Source organism: Desulfovibrio biadhensis, from assembly GCF_055388615.1.
Window position 1 is genome coordinate 4,577,086 of record NZ_AP042477.1, and the last position, 16,207, is coordinate 4,593,292.

The 16,207-nt window shown below is 46.2% G+C and carries 11 protein-coding genes; all 11 read right to left on the reverse strand.

Going from position 1 to position 16,207, the window contains the following annotated elements; all coding sequences use genetic code 11:
- Positions 1-146: 146 nt before the first annotated feature.
- The 11 genes from ACZ5EH_RS19855 to ACZ5EH_RS19905 all read right to left on the reverse strand — a co-directional run bounded on the left by ACZ5EH_RS19855 (position 147) and on the right by ACZ5EH_RS19905 (position 15,872).
- Positions 147-431: a phage antirepressor N-terminal domain-containing protein gene (locus ACZ5EH_RS19855; protein WP_464275604.1), complete on the reverse strand. Its 285-nt coding sequence runs from the start codon at positions 429-431 to the stop codon at positions 147-149.
- A 231-nt stretch (positions 432-662) separates the two neighbouring features.
- The gene (locus ACZ5EH_RS19860) at positions 663-1,100 is read right to left on the reverse strand and encodes a Rha family transcriptional regulator (RefSeq protein WP_464275605.1); all 438 of its coding nucleotides are present in this window, start codon (positions 1,098-1,100) and stop codon (positions 663-665) included.
- Between the two features lie 141 nt (positions 1,101-1,241).
- Complete coding sequence (locus tag ACZ5EH_RS19865; protein WP_011367675.1) at positions 1,242-1,811, reverse strand: Hsp20/alpha crystallin family protein; 570 nt, start codon at positions 1,809-1,811, stop codon at positions 1,242-1,244.
- Positions 1,812-2,042: 231 nt separating this feature from the next.
- Positions 2,043-2,576: a phage antirepressor N-terminal domain-containing protein gene (locus tag ACZ5EH_RS19870; RefSeq protein ID WP_464275606.1), complete on the reverse strand. Its 534-nt coding sequence runs from the start codon at positions 2,574-2,576 to the stop codon at positions 2,043-2,045.
- A gap of 134 nt (positions 2,577-2,710) precedes the next feature.
- A complete protein-coding gene (locus ACZ5EH_RS19875) occupies positions 2,711-3,544 on the reverse strand; it encodes a phage antirepressor N-terminal domain-containing protein (RefSeq protein WP_464275607.1) in 834 nt (277 codons plus the stop codon).
- Between the two features lie 210 nt (positions 3,545-3,754).
- Positions 3,755-4,309: a BRO-N domain-containing protein gene (locus tag ACZ5EH_RS19880; RefSeq protein WP_464275608.1), complete on the reverse strand. Its 555-nt coding sequence runs from the start codon at positions 4,307-4,309 to the stop codon at positions 3,755-3,757.
- A gap of 262 nt (positions 4,310-4,571) precedes the next feature.
- A complete protein-coding gene (locus ACZ5EH_RS19885) occupies positions 4,572-7,694 on the reverse strand; it encodes a DEAD/DEAH box helicase family protein (protein WP_464275609.1) in 3,123 nt (1,040 codons plus the stop codon).
- The gene (locus ACZ5EH_RS19890) at positions 7,694-10,684 is read right to left on the reverse strand and encodes a site-specific DNA-methyltransferase (RefSeq protein WP_464275610.1); all 2,991 of its coding nucleotides are present in this window, start codon (positions 10,682-10,684) and stop codon (positions 7,694-7,696) included. Before ACZ5EH_RS19890 ends, ACZ5EH_RS19885 begins: the two co-directional genes overlap by 1 nt.
- Before the next feature lie 11 nt (positions 10,685-10,695).
- Positions 10,696-11,301, reverse strand: a complete 606-nt coding sequence (locus ACZ5EH_RS19895; protein ID WP_464275611.1) for a hypothetical protein — start codon at positions 11,299-11,301, stop codon at positions 10,696-10,698.
- A gap of 9 nt (positions 11,302-11,310) precedes the next feature.
- Positions 11,311-14,181 carry an SNF2-related protein gene (locus tag ACZ5EH_RS19900; protein ID WP_464275612.1) on the reverse strand — a complete coding sequence of 957 codons (2,871 nt, stop codon included), beginning with the start codon at positions 14,179-14,181 and terminating at the stop codon, positions 11,311-11,313.
- A gap of 755 nt (positions 14,182-14,936) precedes the next feature.
- A complete protein-coding gene (locus ACZ5EH_RS19905; protein WP_464275613.1) occupies positions 14,937-15,872 on the reverse strand; it encodes a radical SAM family protein in 936 nt (311 codons plus the stop codon).
- Positions 15,873-16,207 lie beyond the last annotated feature (335 nt).

The following is a 16,207-nucleotide window of genomic DNA, read 5'->3' on the forward strand; positions in this document are numbered from 1 at the left end:
TGTGTCAAGAAATGAGATTACGAGGTTTTGAGACACGGAGCAAAGCGGCTTTTCAGGCAATGACATGTGTGTCCCACAAGGTATACCTTTTGAGAGAGAAGATGGAAGCTGCGTTGCCATTTCCATTACGCAGGCCGAAACACCTATCAACCTTCAGGACGCATCGTTGGCATTTCACCAACGGTGGTCTTTTGATCGCCACCTCGGGAAGGTGTGATGATTTCCGTCACACCTTTGGAAAGCACCGGATCAGCCTTGATCTTGGTCGTGAACAGCCACCCATTGGCGAACTCGATGGGGAGCATGAAGGTCTTGTAGTTTTTACCGTCACGGGCAGTCGTTGCCATTTCGGCAACAACTCCCTCAAGCACATGATCTTCCTTGATCTTTCTGAACTGACGAGGCCAGCTAACACCGAGCGCACCACACACATGGCGTGGCGAGAAGTACGCCTTGCAGTCTTCAGCGGTTGAAACGCCTCGCCCATTCAGCGCACACCAAAGGGCATGGGGGGATTTTCGCTTTTCATAACGTTGTAAACCCGCTCAGATTTTTGCACCAAAATCGGCGGGTATATCTTGAGCTAGTTATTTGAAGGGGACGTTTTGCCCCCTTCGTGATGCTCGTCAGTACATTCAAAGAAACTCTTGTCTGCTTGCAATCTAGGGGACGAGGGCTTTGGCCTGTGCTTCGCAAACCATCTTCTGTTCAACCTGATCTGCCCATGCACGAGCGGCCTCAACAGGGTTGGTAAAGTCGGGCAGGACATTCGCCTGTCGCTTCATCAGTTCGGCTTCCATGCGGTTGAAGGCTTCGATGTACTTGAGCTTCCAAGCCAGTGCCTTGTTTCCGGTGAAGCCCATGACGAGCAGGGAGAAGCCGTCACGGTCCATGAGGAACATGCGGTACTCCTGACCGTTCTGCGGATGGACGTATGAGGTCTGCTCAAAATTGGGCACACCTCTTTCGATCAGGCGTTCGATGTCCCGAAGGATATGACGATGCGCCTTCCCGAACATCTCCGCCACCTTGAGGCTCGTAGTCATGGCCTTGTCGCCCAGAAGCATCACAAGGGAGTTGGTCACAGTCGTAGTATTCATCAGTTTTCTCCTTCACGTTCTTGATTTTCAAAAAAGAAAGGCTGGCGAGGATCATCGTCCTCAACCAGCCTTCGGGGTTGTATCGTCTAAGTGACTATAGAATCAAAAATGCTCTTGTTTCTTTAAGATGCCCTTGTCAGGTTAGTCCTCTTTCGAACTTTCAATCGCAATCTTGCGGGATTCTGTTTCAATGGCCTTGTTTCGCGGCATGGTGATTCGCAACACGCCCTTGTTCAACTTGGCGTTTATGCCTTCCTTGTCCGCATCATCAGGGACATTGAGCACCCGGCGGAAGGAACCGTAAGAGCGTTCAACGCGGTAGTAGCCCTTTTCTTCTGTTTTCTCTTCATGCTTCTTTTCCGCAGAGAGAATCAGCACGTCGTCTTTCAGTTCAACAGACAGGTCTTTCTCTTCGATGCCGGGAAGATCCACTTCAACAACGTACTCTTTGTCAGTGCCGTAAATATCGACTTTCGGCTTGATGACAGACTTGCCAAGCATCGGGCTGGCAGCGTCGAACAAGCGGCGAGGCGAAGGCATTCCAAAGCCAGAGAACATCGAATCAACCATACGGTCGAATTCTGCGTGGAAGTGGTCAAGCGGAGAAGCGTATTCCCTTGCTCCCCGTTCCGTCTGCTTAACCGGAAGGGTCTTTTCCTGTTCGCTTTCCTTCTTAAACCAGTTCCATGGATTCAGCTTAGAAACCATCATAGCGTCCTCCTTGAAGAGTTTAAAATTATGGTCAGCACAGCATGAATAAATCTAAAGAACGACGTGTCAAGATAGAGTCGCAGAAATTGTGCAACATGCGAGCAATACAATGTAAAACAGACTAGATAGCGTCTGTTCGTGGCAAATGGGATTCAGGCTCGCTGTGAAACATAAAGGCCAGCCAAGGGGAACTCTCGACCAGCCTTTTTAATTCGTCGCCTGCCTCTTCGCCTATATGACTGGCAAGCTCCTTACCTCCTCATTGCTGCCTGCTTGCAATTCCGAAGAGTACAAATCGTCACATTCTTTTTGTTTCATTATATCCGCTAATTCCCGCAGGCATGAAGGCGTTATGACTTTCTTCTGAACGTATTCGTCATTCCTAATTCCCTGACGGAACCAAGCATCAAGAGCGAGGAATGCCTCTTTCCTGTAGCGGATGAGTTGTGGTTGGACTTCGGGACGAACCCGTTTGATGTTCACGAGCCAGCCAGACAACATTTCAACTGGAAGCATCGTATATTTTCTCCGCTGTCTTGAGCCGGGAAGCTGCGTTGCCATTTCCACTACGCTACTTGAAAGCAATGGGTCTGCTTTGATTTTTCTGAATTGGCGAGGCCAGCTTATTCCAAGGGATTCGCAAAAGTGCCTTGGCGAGAAGTAACGCCGTTCATCCTCGGCGACTGCTGCAAGAATGGGACTGCCACAAATGGTTACAGTTTCGAATCGTACAATCTGATTGGCAACGGCTTTGGTGGTGGTCATGGTCTCTCTCCTATGATCTTACGTGCTTGAATTTGCGTGAATTAAGCCTGCTGAGGGCGAAAAAAGAGCCGAGCAAGGCCAAAGGCTTTATCCGGCTCTTTTCATTCGTTATGCGGCGAAGTTGAGCGATTTATCTAGAAGTCCAGTTCGTCAAAGAATCGCTCGTGCGCATGTTCGAAACCTCTTCGCATGGTCAGCTTGCCATCGAGATACAGCTCAACCATCTTCTCTTTGCCACCATCGAGGGCGATGATGGTCACAAAGCCTCTGAATGGGCTGATGCGCTCTGCGAAGAACTTGTCTCTGAACTTGCCGCGCACCCTGTACACGCCACCGGAACGCCGCAGGTATCCTGCTCTCATCAGGTCTTCCTTGACCTTCATGCTGTTTACGCCGTGGAGCGTCCTTGCGAACTGGACAACGCTCATTTGGCGGTCGGCGAAGCAGGCTTCATAGACCTTGGCCTTGGGTCTCAGTGTGGCATTTTCCGCTTCCAGTTCTATGCGCTGTTCACGTTCTTCGGCCCACGCTCTTGCAGCTTCAGCAGGGCTTTCGAAATCAGGCAATCCAAGGGCTTCGAGTGCATCTTCTTCATACCGAAGTCCCTTTCTGAACCACAGGTCCAGAACATGGAACGCTTCCGCGCGGAACAGGTTCAGCTTGGCTTGGAGTTCAGGGCGGACCTTCTTGATTGTGAACAGCCAGCCATTGGCGAACTCGATGGGGAGCATGAAGGTCTTGTAGTTTTTACCGTCACGAGCAGTTGTCACGATAATCTTGACGACTGAGGAAAGCACCTCGTCGTCCTTGATCTTTACATGCTGTCCCTGCCACGCGATACCGAGCGCATCACACACATGGCGCGGCGAGAAGTACGCCTTGCCATCCTCGGTGACAGCGGCAAGGATGTATTCACCGCATACAGCTACTTCTTCATGACGGACAGGGATGAGGGTTTCTTTAGTCATCTTAAATTCTCCTTTTGAATGGAATGGTTGAAATAAGAAAAGGCTGGCGAGAGTTCTCTCAACCAGCCTTCATGTTTGGGGTTTTCCTAAGTGTTTCCACAGTGCCGTTGACGCCGTTTGCCTTGGGGCGTCATGTGGCGGTGATAGTCCGTTTTGAAACACTTAGCTTTGACGCGTAATTGACTGCGTGTCATAGCTTCTTCCTTTGGGTTAGACGTCAATGATGGGGCCTAAGTCGCTGGTGTCATTTGGATAAGCTTTCCACGTGCTGGTCGTGAATGTCGGCATGAATTGACCTTGCAGGGCGGCTTCAAGCTTGTCTGCCAACTCTCGCAAGATGTCGGGGCATTCAATGCCGTCATCTTCACGCGCCAGTTCAATGATCTGCATTGCCTTTTGGATTATGCTTTCATCCGTGTCCGTGGGCTTCATCATGAAGTACGCACCGTGCTTCCGGATCGAAGGCAGGACTTCCTCGCAAACCCAATCCTGAAACGCGATGGCTTCAGGCTTTCGGCTTTGGAATATGAGCGTGTACAGACCGGGTTCGTTGATAATCAGCAGCGGCTTTCCGGGCTTCATTCCGAGGGCGGTTCTTGGAAGATGCTTTTTCATGTCGTCGTCCAAGTAGCGCACAGAATCCCTCGGTTTGAGACCAAGGTGCTTGCAAACATCCATTGCGACGAACCAGAGTTTACCGTCTTCATCCACGATGGTTCGGGCATCGGCCATGCCATTGAGGGTGAGTGTGCTGATTTCATCCATCCTTATGTCCTCCTTGAGTTTGGGGGTTCTTCGCTCAAAGGTGCAACCTAATTGCATCTATTTGAAATCATGTGCTTTTTGATTACCATCTTTGAAGAGAGCGTTTGTTGAGCCGTTTCTTCCGCTCATTAGTACAACCTAAATGATAACTTTCTGATTTTTATTGAGATTTAACCCCAGCAGTTTGCGCCTCTGTAAACGCAAAAAGGCTGGCTAAGGATTACTCCTCAACCAGCCTTCGAACATGCCTATGCTTTTGTATTTAGCAGGACATTCGATCTAGGATATTTCGCACGTAAACGTCTTTGTCTTCGTCTTGGAAGAAGACGTTTCGCTTCGTGAATTCGAGCTTGCTGTCATCGTCTCCGGTCCACCATTTAACGGCTTCCAACGGCGTATTCGAGACAATGAATGAACTCATCGAGACCGAGGGATCATTCAGCCGTACCTCAAGTTCCTTAATCTTTTCATGGAACATGATCTTGGGGTCATTCAATCCTTGAAGCCGGAGGATGCCCTTGGGATCGACGAAAGCAATTTTCTGAGTGTCGCCTTCAACGAGCCATAAGATGAAGTCAGGATGGAAGTTTTCTGCTTCAAAGAAGCCGATACCCTTTCCTTTGCTCAAGTTGCGTAGCAGGTACAGCTCACGTCCACCAAACCAGTCTTTGTTGTTGGAATAGAAATCTCTCAGGTCCAAAACAAAGTCTTTCTCCCCTTGGTTCAGAGCAACAGGGGAAACGCGCACAAGGTCCGAGTTGCCTTTGATATGCAAAAGAGGACGATACAAATGTTGCAGAAAGACAATAGAATGCATCTTGGCAAATTCCATGTCATCCAGCTTATCATCCTCAATTGCTTTCTGAATCGCCTTCACTTCTTCGATTATTGATTCCGCAGACTTGTCAATGGCAAGGCGGTATTCATCAAAGAAATTGGGATCACCAAGGGTGATTTCCTTGTATCCCATGTGGGGCTTTTCAAATTCGTCTTTCTTATGGCTATAAAAACGATCGCAGTACTTCTTGAGAAGAGCGATAACGACTTCTTGGCAACGGCGAATGTTTGCAAAGCAGGTTGGTTCAATGTCTTCCTGTGGAATGAGCAGGCGATACCACCCTCCCTGTAGCAACAATTCAGGCAAAACCTCTTTTGACAGGTTCAGGTTGTACCAGCTTCTCTCATTCTTGAACCGGACAAGCTCAAAAAACACTTCGGTCCAATTGACGAAAGCTAAGTGTTTTTCATTCAGCTGCCTGACTTCGTTCTTATCTCCATCAGCCAAGCCGCCAGCAAGCCCTTTGGCAATAATAGCTTGGATTTTGGGATACCAGTCCAGAGTAAACGGACGTTTGATAAAGCCTTCAGGAGCGGTCCCTAGAGTAATGCACTGTTCCTTTTTGAAGTTCACTTCGTTGGAAACGCTAGGAACCTTGAGCTTGACCTTTCCGAGGTCTTTGATCACGGGCAGCACAAACTCCTCAACATCGGAAGGCAAGCCTTCTTCCTCAAGGAACTCTTTGAACTGCTGCATGTAATCAGCGCGAACGCCAAAAATATTCAGTGTTTCGCAAGTTTTTATGAAGTCCGGCTTCTTGACTCCTCGAACTTCCGAACTGCGTTTGAGACAAAACTCGTATCCTTTGAGGCGAACACCACGGCCAAAGAGCTGAATAATTTCAGAACCCTCGCTCCGGCCAATATTCATCAACCCCATAGTGCTGACGCGCCAACTATTCCATCCTTCAGTAAATTTCTTTGAGCCAATGAGGAGGTTGATACCGCCGTTTTCGTCATTGATCTTGCGAAACAGTGATTCTGAAAAATCCTTTTCGACGGTCACCAAGTCGTCGAGTTCATCGCAAAGATTCCACAGCGGCTTCGCATCACCAACATTGATCACTCCAAAGGGATCGTTTCCTTCGCCCAGCTTGAGGGCTATTTCTCCGTCTCCGCCTTTGAGGTGTTCAACATGGATTTTCCCCGGCACTCTTGAGTGGAAGACTCGTTTCAGGATGTCGTTGAAAACCTCTTCGGCAGACAGATTGTCTCTGCGTAGATGCCCGAATGATGCCGCAAAGATGCTCCGGCCTTGAGCATCTGTCAGACCGTCATGCCCCCTGAGAATGCGATCTATTGCTTCAACGCTTGCTGCTTTATCCTTGGTGAATGAGCTGAGAAAGAGCAAAATTGCCGTGACATCAGATACTTTCTGCCTATTCTCAGTCCTGACCGCATTCACCTTGCTACCAACAAACACCCACAGCGGACGATGGATATTGAACTTCCGAAGCTCAACGCTTCCTTCCTCAAAGAGCCGGACTTGTTGATAGAATGACAGTAGGCAAGCTGTGAGATACAGCTGCATACGATCATCATCAGTATTCTCGGAGAGGTTCAGGATTTTGTAGTCCTTCCCGTATCCATCCCGATAGAAGTAACGATAGGAATAATCAAACAGAATGCACTTGGCATATTGCTGCGTCAGTTCACGTTTATTCGCAGCTTTTAACGCCTGTCCAAAAGTCGCAGAGTACTCGAAGGAAAAGCCGTACTTACAGAGTGCATTTCGCTTATCCATCCACTCGCTGCCGCCTGAACCTTTGTGACCTTCGTCGACCAGAACAAGGTTGTTGCCTTCGAAGGAATCAACAGCGACGGTCTTGTCGCCTGTTTCGTCCTTGAGCTTGTGGATGTCGATAATTTCAATTTGATTGAAGTATCTGCTGGTCTGGTCCTTGCGGAACAGGTGCGCAGGCATCTTAGACAAGTTAAACTCATCTAGATGCTGAATTGACAACCCTTCATTGGGAGTCAGAAGGATGATCCTGTTCAGCTCACGCTCTTTGCCGTACTTCTTCAAGTAGTTCCTGTACTGAAGAATATTAATATGCATGAGCAGTGTTTTTCCGGAGCCTGTGGCGTTCCAGAAAGCCAGCTTATTCAGCTCATCCAGTTTGAATTCGTCTACCTTGTCAGCTCTAACCAATTCGGCATTGAAGCCCTTCAAGAAGCGATTCAACTCCTTGAGCAATCCTTCCTTGTCCTGAAAGTATCTGTCCAGATAGATTTCAGTAAACAGAAGGGAAAGGTACTGGAAATACTTCGGTGTGATGAGCTTGCGGCCCTTTGAGCGTGGTTCGGCCATCGCTCTCCAGTGCCGGACAATATTCTCATCATACCCAAGGAGCAGCTCCTTGGTCAGCGATGATTCTGAGGGAAGGCGCAAGCTCAACACTTGGGCGAATTTGCTGATATTGTCTTCGTCAAATCCTTCAAGATTGTCGTCGAGAAGATGCTTTGCCAAATCTTCAAACTTGGTCGCACCAAAGATGCTGAAGCACCATTTGTTCAAAGCGAGACGTTTGTAAAAAGGGAGCGGCATTAGACGTCCTCCATTTCAAACATCAGACGCTTGAAGTCCTCTTCAATCAAACGAACCTTCCACGTCTCATCAGGCTTTTTCAGGTTCTCCAGATTGTTGTCTCCATTGACATAAATGAGATCAAATTCCGAATCCCGAGTATTGAAATCCTGCTTGCGGAAAAACTCGTCGAGCTGTTCGTTGCTGGTTTCCTTTGTGTTTCGCCAGATCACCAAAACGTTTTCGCCTTCAGGGTTGGTTCCTTCGATCACCTCAATGCCACGGATATAATCACGCTGAATAACAGTAAGGCCGATGAGGTAGTTAAATGTCTCAATCAAGTCGACAGGCCGCACTTTGGTTTCTCCAGCACTTCCCGTAGCGATCTTCATCGTATAATTCCACGGGTCGTCAAACCGATCCACGTTAAGCAGCGACGCACTCCCCTCGGTTTCAAGGTCCATCATGTAGGAGAGCATGTACTCTTCTTTGAGGGCTGTGGTGCCAGAGAGCAAGCCACCTTGAGCATCGGATTGCTTGAATTCGAGGTTGTTGAGGGTGTCCTCGTAGGACTCAAGAGACAGATACTTAAACAGGTGGCTTGAGCCTTTACGGGTTATTGGCTTTCCGTTTTTCCATGAGTCGGAGTAGATTACTTTCTGGATTCTGGGTTTGAGAGCGGTCTTAAAGTGTTCACCCGCATCAACTAAGAGATATTTTCTCTCACTCCCTGATTCCCTGTTCAGCTCGATAACTGAATGTGCTGTGGTTCCTGAACCTGCGAAGAAATCCAGTACAGTTCCTTCTCCTGCAATATGTGCCACACGCGAAATCAGATTAACCGGCTTAGGTGAAGTAAAGGTGGTTTCAGGTAAAATATCCCGTAAATTACGGATGGCATCTTGATTATGCCCAACTTCACTGTAAGGCCAGATTGTTCTTGGAACTAAGCCCCCAACATCGTCTAAAAATCTTTTATATCTTGGAGTACTACTAGTTCCATCGCTACCCCACCAAATACGATTTTCAGCTACGTTTTTTATGTGTTGTTCTTTACTGTACCGCCAGACAGCATTTTTATTAGGCCAGATTTCTTCATGTGTATTTGGATTTGTTATAGGGTAATATAGATGAGGTCTTTCATCGGAGTTTTTATTACACTTATAGTTGTCACTCATCCAATCCCCTCGTGGGTCGTTGTCTGGATTTTTGTACAACTTGTTACTTTCTGTTTTTCTTTTAAGCTTAACCGGACGCCATAATTCTTTATCCTTAGAGAAACATAGCACATAATCATGGTCATCGCTCAACCATTTGGAATCACCAGCAGCAGAGTATCTTTTTTGCCATATTATACTTGCAACAAAGTTGTTGTTCCCAAATATTTTTGACAAACATTTTTTAGCATTATCCTGTTCATTATCATCAATACTACAGAAGAAGACTGAATCAGAGGAAAGCAATCTTGAGGATCGTTGTACACGTTCAAATAACATACTTAACCAGCTGGAATGTTGATAAGAATCTTTGTACAGAAAGCCATCTCCACCGGTATTATAAGGTGGGTCAATGTAAACACACTTAATGGAGTCTCGATATCTTTCTTGAAGTGTCCCCAAAGCACCGAAGTTTTCAGAATTTACCAAAACCCCATCACACTTCCTATCAAAGTCCTCAACCCCAGCAACAACTTTCCGTTTGAACTCAACACCAAAAAACTTGGTGTCAAGCACTAGAAAAGGGTTCTGCTTAAGGAACTCAACGGTTAATGGGTCAGAGTAACCTTCAACTGCCAAATCACCTTTGATTTCATCAATGGCGAATAACTCAACCCACTCTTTCCGCTGGGCATCGTTCTCACAAATTTCACTGTATAGAGATTCATCAATCTTATCGATGGTTATGCAGTAATCAGCCTGAATAACAAACTTTTTTTTGAGCCAAAGCTTTTTCTGGAAATTCTCAAGCTGTTCAAGGAACCGAATAATCTTGTGCGCGATAAGGCGAAGGACTTTGATCTGGCTAAGATACTGCTCAACGCGAGGGGCGGTATCTTCCTCAATGTCATCAAGGTGCATGACTTCATTTTTGATAAAGAAGTCCAACTCACGACGAAGAAAACCGCCGAGGTCTTTATGGATGAAATAATCAAAGGAATTCTTCGCGGTATAGGTATTGAGATGCTTTGCCAGCACAGGCGTGCCACTTTCTTCTTTAGCCAGCTCCCGTACCCAGTCAGCGAATTCAGGATTACTCAGAAGCGTCTTGACGGCAGACTCATTGAGATTTTTTTGTGTTTGCTTTTTGGCAAGCGGCTTGTACTCAAAACGAATGACAAGTTCACCATCCTCTTCGAGCATGGGCGAATCTGAACAGAGCACAAAGCGACGTTCCTTTCCTTGCTGAGCCTTATTGTTGGCGAGTTCCGTGTCCGCCTCTACAAGTTTGAAATGGACCGTCTTTCGGTTGTCTTCCTTCCCTTCATCGGGAAGCTCACCCAGCTTGAATGTATAGTCGCGGAAATTCTCGGAGGATTTCACGTAGTACTGATCCGCATTAGCCCAATGCAGCTTCACCTCTTCGCCTTCATAGGGAATGGCGTACACATCTTTCTTGTACCGCCGCAGAGACAGGAAATCCCCGTCTTTGTAGTATCTGCGAAAGAAATTGTAGAGGTGGGAATAGACTTCGTTCTCAAGCTCGGTGACATCCACGGAGGCATTGAGCTTGTCTTTCAGCTCCTGAACCTTGGGAGAGGAATCAGGATCAATGCCAGCGTCCTTGAGGTTGGCAACCATCTTGTCCAACTCGACCTGAATATCGCTACGCCCACCAGAGCCATAGGACGCAAATGCTTTCTGCACTTGCGGAAGCAAGTCCTTATCTAAAAATGTAGTTATCTCATCCCGCTTCTGATTCATGATCCTGTAAATGCCAAAATCCAGATCAGGGCGGTCTATTTGAAAAAGTTCCTTCAGGAGCTTTATGAGTCGTTCGTAATTTTCGGTCATTGTTATCTCTTTTATATAAAATTAAGGAGTTGTTTACCCGTTTCGCTGAGGCGAAATATTGTGCCGCCTTCATAAGACGTTTTATCCATAAACGTGCCTCCATCGATACCAGCACTCACGACTAATCCCGCATTAAGCAGAGAAAAACCTATTGTTTCCTTGCCTATCGTTGGAGTGTCAAAAGCCTTAAGCTCATTTAGGTCTTCAAGAAAAACCTTATCAACGCAGTGCCAGAGCCTAAGTAAATCTTTTTTTGATATTTTGCTGTCAATAAAGCCCTTAAATATCTTGCCTAGCAGTTTAGCCTTGTCCAAGCTGTCAGCACTTTCCAAAACAAATACAAGGGTTTCACCAACCTTTTTGCGTCCTTTTTCCGTTGCTAAACGCTCTGCAATTCTCTTAAACTCTTTTGGTTCAACTGGTTCCACAACCTCAAGAAAGCCTTTTATTTTGGCAATAAAGAGACCATCTCTCAAGCTGCAACCAGCTTCGGCAAGACTGACCGCAGTCCGCGTGACAGGAAAACTTTTAAGAAGTTCGTTTCCGACCAATGAGTCAAGTATGCTTTCTGAAACATTGACGCCCAACTCTGCAAAAAATTTAGAAGTATTGTTCATGTTTTTGCCCTATGCGACTTCCCACTGAATCGTGAAAAGGGGTGTTACTTCGGTCTTTTTGCTGATTCGTTTTTCAAGATGGGTGATCAGCCTGTCCCGTTTTGCTTCAATTTCGTCTTCGACGTCGAAAATCCTGCTACGCTGCCTTCTCTTGGCCTTTTCTAACTCTGCAACGCGCTTTTGGATTTCCTTTTGTTCTTCCATCGTCGTCGCCATTCGTGCTTGACGTGTAAGCACTTTGATCTGCGCCTTAGTGTCGGAGAGTTCCTTTTCGGAGGCCAAGATCATATCCTCAGCCCACCGATCAAGACGTTCTCTCTCCTCTTGAAAGAACTTGTTATTCTTTTCTGCTGAGCGGCTTATGGTCGCTTGGACGTGACGATTCGCATCGCCAAGCAAACGCTTGTGGTCTGTAGCGTTAAGCGGTGCCGCTCGTCCATTTTTTTCGGCATCACAATTGAAGAGCTTTTGGCAAACCTCTGGCTCAAGGGAGTTTCCCTCGTCGTCAAACCCTGAAAAGAGGAGATATTCTTCACGCCTGAAGGAATCGATGCTGAGCAGCTGAAGTGTCAGCCATCCTTTTTTCCCTTTCAACTGCTCGACGACGGAAATCTTGGTCGGATGGTTGCTTATGTCAAACTTCAAACAAGCTTCTGGTGTGTCACAGGCTTTGGCCTGTTCTATGACGTATTCACCCAGTGGATGAGAGGGACGAAATAAAAAATCGCCAGCCACATTTTCTTTGGCTTTTGATATAAGATAATATTTGCCTGATTTGGCTTGTACTACAGGGGATTTGCTCAGGCTAAAGCTCAATTCATTTTCATTAAATTCTGCATGGCCATTCAAGACAAAACGGGTCACTGACCAGAACTGTTTACCGAACCTGTCCAGCTGGGCATGAGCATCATCCAGCTGAACCTTTAGGCGGGTGTGAACATCCTCATCAAAATGGTCGAGCAGAAGCTGCTTTGTTTCTTCCATCTTGGCATTGATCTGTTCTTCGAGTTCCGCCTGAAGCGTTGCGAAGGCTTCTTCAATTTCATCAGGAGTTCTACACGATTCGTAGATACTCAAAATTCGCTTTTCAAAATCTACTCCTGATTCAATAGAGCCAAGAACAGAATCAGACGCGCCAAAAACGCCATTGAAGAGATTGAATTTGTGCTCAAGCAGTTCATACACGCGCTGATCAGCTGCATTTCGTTCGTTTAGAAAGTTCACCACCACGACATCATGTTTTTGACCATAACGGTGACATCTGCCTATTCGCTGTTCAATCCTTTGCGGATTCCACGGCAAATCATAGTTCACAATCAGCGAGCAGAACTGAAGGTTCACACCTTCAGCGGCAGCTTCTGTAGCGATCATGATCTGAGCATTGTCTCGAAAATGCTCAACGAGGGCGGTTCTGACATCAATTGCCCTAGAGCCACTAATTCGGCCTGTTCCTTGGTTCTTGTCGAGCCACGCCTCATAAATTGCCCGTGTATCCTGCGCTGAGTTCGCTCCGTTGAAGGCTATGACTTTGTTGGCGTATCCGTTCGCTTCAAGAAAGCCTTTGAGATACTCCTGCGTCCTTCTGGATTCAGTAAAAACGAGTGCTCTGCGTTTTGCCCCCATTTTTTTCATTTCGGCGAATCCAGTTTCAAGACCTTTGAGAAGGGTTCTTGATTTCGAATCAATTCTGATGTTTTCGGCCCATACGATATACCGATCCAGCTCTTGAATCTCTTCATCAAGCTTTTCGAGGTCGATTGTGTTTTCCGTAGAACCTTCTGCGTCCGAAAACACCTCAGAGAGTTCCTCATCCTCAAGAAGCTCATCTTCAATTTCTTCAAAGTCGATCAGTTCTTCCGCGAGGCTGCGTTCGGCTTCAACTCCTTCTTTTAAGTCCAGAAGGCGTTTCCTCATTGTTTGCAGCGTTCCAAGCAGTGCATGGGAAGAGGATGCAAGCAATTTGCGCATGATGAGGGTAATCAATTGACGCTGCTGGCTTGGGAAGGAGTACGTTTCTTCTCTTTTGAGAAACTCTGTTACGGCATCGTAAAGGCGTTGTTCTTCGTCCGTTGAACGAAACCTGAAAGCAATTGGCTTCCGTTCCGTGTACTGGATGTATTCAAGGACATCTTTGCGGAGGGTTCTCTTGCAGAAAGGAGCCAGCCTGTCCCGAAGACCGGGAAGGTCTCCACCGCTGTTGACAAACTGAGAACGATAAGAGCTGATGTCCCCGAACATATAGTCGTCAATAAAGGTCGAAAGACCGTAAAGTTCCAAAAGGGAGTTTTGAAGCGGTGTCGCAGTGAGCAAGACCTTGAAGCAGTCTTCAAAAGCCCACCGAAGCCCTTGCCCCATTTTGTTGCTTGGGCGGTAGGCGTTTCGCAGCTTATGAGCTTCGTCAATAACAACCAAGTCCCACTTCGTAAGGCGAAGCTCTTCTTTCATGCGAGAAGCATAATGAAGGGAAGCAATGACAACTTTTCCTTGAGAAAACGGAGTTGGGTTGCCGCTTTTCTTTTCGGCGCGGTATGTTTTCGCATCTAGGACTATGTTAGAAATATTGAATTTTTCGGAAAGCTCTAGGCTCCATTGCTTACGCAGCGATGCCGGACATACAATGATGACATTTCGCCTTCTTTCCGCCCAAAACTGGCATATCAGAAGCCCTGCCTCAATGGTTTTACCAAGGCCAACTTCATCTGCCAAGATGATCCCCTTGGACAGTGGCGACCGAAATGCGAATAGAGCTGCATCTATTTGGTGCGGATTCAGATCAACACAGGCGTCAAATAAGGAGCGAGAGAGTCTTTCAACCCCTTCGTTCGGTTCCTGAAGTGTGAGCGCATGTGCGTAGAATTTGGCGTGGTATGGAGTAAGCATGGCATTCCTTTAGGCAAAAAAGTTGAATCCTTATACGTGGTTTTTTGTGCGATATGAAGGGGTTGCCACCAGCTTGCTTCGCCAAGGCTCAATGATAATATTTCATTAAAATCAACACATTAAGAGATGCACAAAACAAAAAAGGCCACACGGGGCCTCATTTGTTTCAACAAACAGAAGGGATAGCATCCGGCATTACTGCTCAAATTTACGACGTATCTTCACATTTCAACGTCTCTTTGCAATTTCCATCTTCGACATGCGATTGGGATTTCGGTTCGAATCCCGGCAAGGAAGACATGAGCTTTTTGCGCCTAACGTAGTGGAATCAATTTCAGGCTTGCAAAATCTTGACCAAGCGTGATTCATTAGCTACAAAGGCAGGGTACACACTCTTTCACTGAAAACGGGATATAACCCTGTATTTTCAGCATGTTGGAGATTTTGGGATCCCCACCAGTGAAATCCCACCCTCTCCGCCATATCCCTTTTTGCGACGCATTTCTTTATCGCAACCTTCTCAGGAATTCTCATACAATCAGCGGGCGCTACGTAGGGCGATCCTTCGTATCTTCAATTTACTGAGGAAGTCATAACAAAGCTCTATTGCCTATTGCTATCGAAAGATTTGCCCTTCAGGAGCGGACTGACACCAGTCTGCACATCAAAAAGATGAAGTGCTTTTGGAATGTTCTCCGTGAGGAATGAAAAGTCGCTTTACTTTCGCGCATGCGACAAGCAGTAATATTTCATCTCTAGACAAAAACAACATTGTTAAGCTTGAGTTTATCTCTCAATGCAGCATTGAAAAATAATGTTTTTGCTGCCTTTGGATGAATATTCAAAATAATGTTGTTTTCTTGCATTGTTTTATTCAACCGCACAAGAGTCTTCAGGAATAATTCCCGACAACGCGTTATAATATCGCTCCAGTAACTACTATGGCAACTAAGTTCAAGAAACTCTGCCACCTGACAGTCATCGATATGCGGTCGTGCATTCTTGAATGTAGTTGCCCACTCAAGAAAAAGCCCAATATCTGGAAGTGTCATGGGAGTACAAATAAACCTGAACCTTACAAAAACATCGCTTTCATGTGCGATTCTTGAAAATAGTTTTGTATTTTCAACATTCAGTCCTGTTTCTGCAAAGTATACCATAGGAGAAAAACCCATAAACGAAATGGTAATCTCATCAAATATACTTGCGATAGTTACGGCTTTTCTTTGATTATAACACCCATTCGTGATCAGCCTAAGGGTTGTGCTGGGCATGTCTTCCTTAATTTTCTTCGCAAATTCAATCGCCTTTGGAAGAATAGGGATTTCACCACCTTCCAAACTTATTATTTTTGGCTGCATATCCTTGGCAAACCGAAGTGCATGGTCATAATCAACTTCAATATCCTCTTTTTTGTGCGGCGCACCAACATAACAAACTGCACACTGCCCATGGCATTTCAATGAGCATTGAAAATACAGCGTGGACATTTCATCACGTTCATTTTTAGGACGAAAATTAGCATAGGCGCATTTGCAGTCTATGGAATAATTTTCCATTTTCGACTTGATATCAGAGTCTGCAATATGACCGATGGCGGCTTGTGGATTACGATTCAAGAAACAGCATGGAAAAACAACTCCATTTCTATCAATAAAAGGGCGGTGATAATGACAGGGATTTTTGCTCATTATTTTCTCCTCATAGTGGCATTCCAACAAACACCTGTGGCATTTAAGCAAAATTCAATCCAAAAACCAGATTTGCTTTTTTTACAGACTTATACAAAAAAATGAGAAGAAATAGTAAACTCCTGCCATAGAGCATGGTGAAGGTCGTCGCCTCCCCTCCTTCCAGCAGTCTTCTGTTACGTTGTGTGAGTTAACACCGGGCAGGATTCTACAAAAATACCACAAAAAGGAAGATTTATTTTCGAGACATCGCCAACGATTATTGCGCGAAACAGAAAAATACTGTCAAATTATTGATCTTGCGAACAGCGTATTTCTCAAAGGAGCAATGACCT

Coding starts and splice junctions, on each gene's coding strand:
- ACZ5EH_RS19860 (WP_464275605.1), bottom strand. CDS start 1,100: ATGAATACTACGACTGTGACCAACTCCCTTGTGATGCTTCTGGGCGAC.
- ACZ5EH_RS19865 (WP_011367675.1), bottom strand. CDS start 1,811: ATGATGGTTTCTAAGCTGAATCCATGGAACTGGTTTAAGAAGGAAAGC.
- ACZ5EH_RS19870 (WP_464275606.1), bottom strand. CDS start 2,576: ATGACCACCACCAAAGCCGTTGCCAATCAGATTGTACGATTCGAAACT.
- ACZ5EH_RS19875 (WP_464275607.1), bottom strand. CDS start 3,544: ATGACTAAAGAAACCCTCATCCCTGTCCGTCATGAAGAAGTAGCTGTA.
- ACZ5EH_RS19880 (WP_464275608.1), bottom strand. CDS start 4,309: ATGGATGAAATCAGCACACTCACCCTCAATGGCATGGCCGATGCCCGA.
- ACZ5EH_RS19885 (WP_464275609.1), bottom strand. CDS start 7,694: ATGCCGCTCCCTTTTTACAAACGTCTCGCTTTGAACAAATGGTGCTTC.
- ACZ5EH_RS19890 (WP_464275610.1), bottom strand. CDS start 10,684: ATGACCGAAAATTACGAACGACTCATAAAGCTCCTGAAGGAACTTTTT.
- ACZ5EH_RS19895 (WP_464275611.1), bottom strand. CDS start 11,301: ATGAACAATACTTCTAAATTTTTTGCAGAGTTGGGCGTCAATGTTTCA.
- ACZ5EH_RS19900 (WP_464275612.1), bottom strand. CDS start 14,181: ATGCTTACTCCATACCACGCCAAATTCTACGCACATGCGCTCACACTT.
- ACZ5EH_RS19905 (WP_464275613.1), bottom strand. CDS start 15,872: ATGAGCAAAAATCCCTGTCATTATCACCGCCCTTTTATTGATAGAAAT.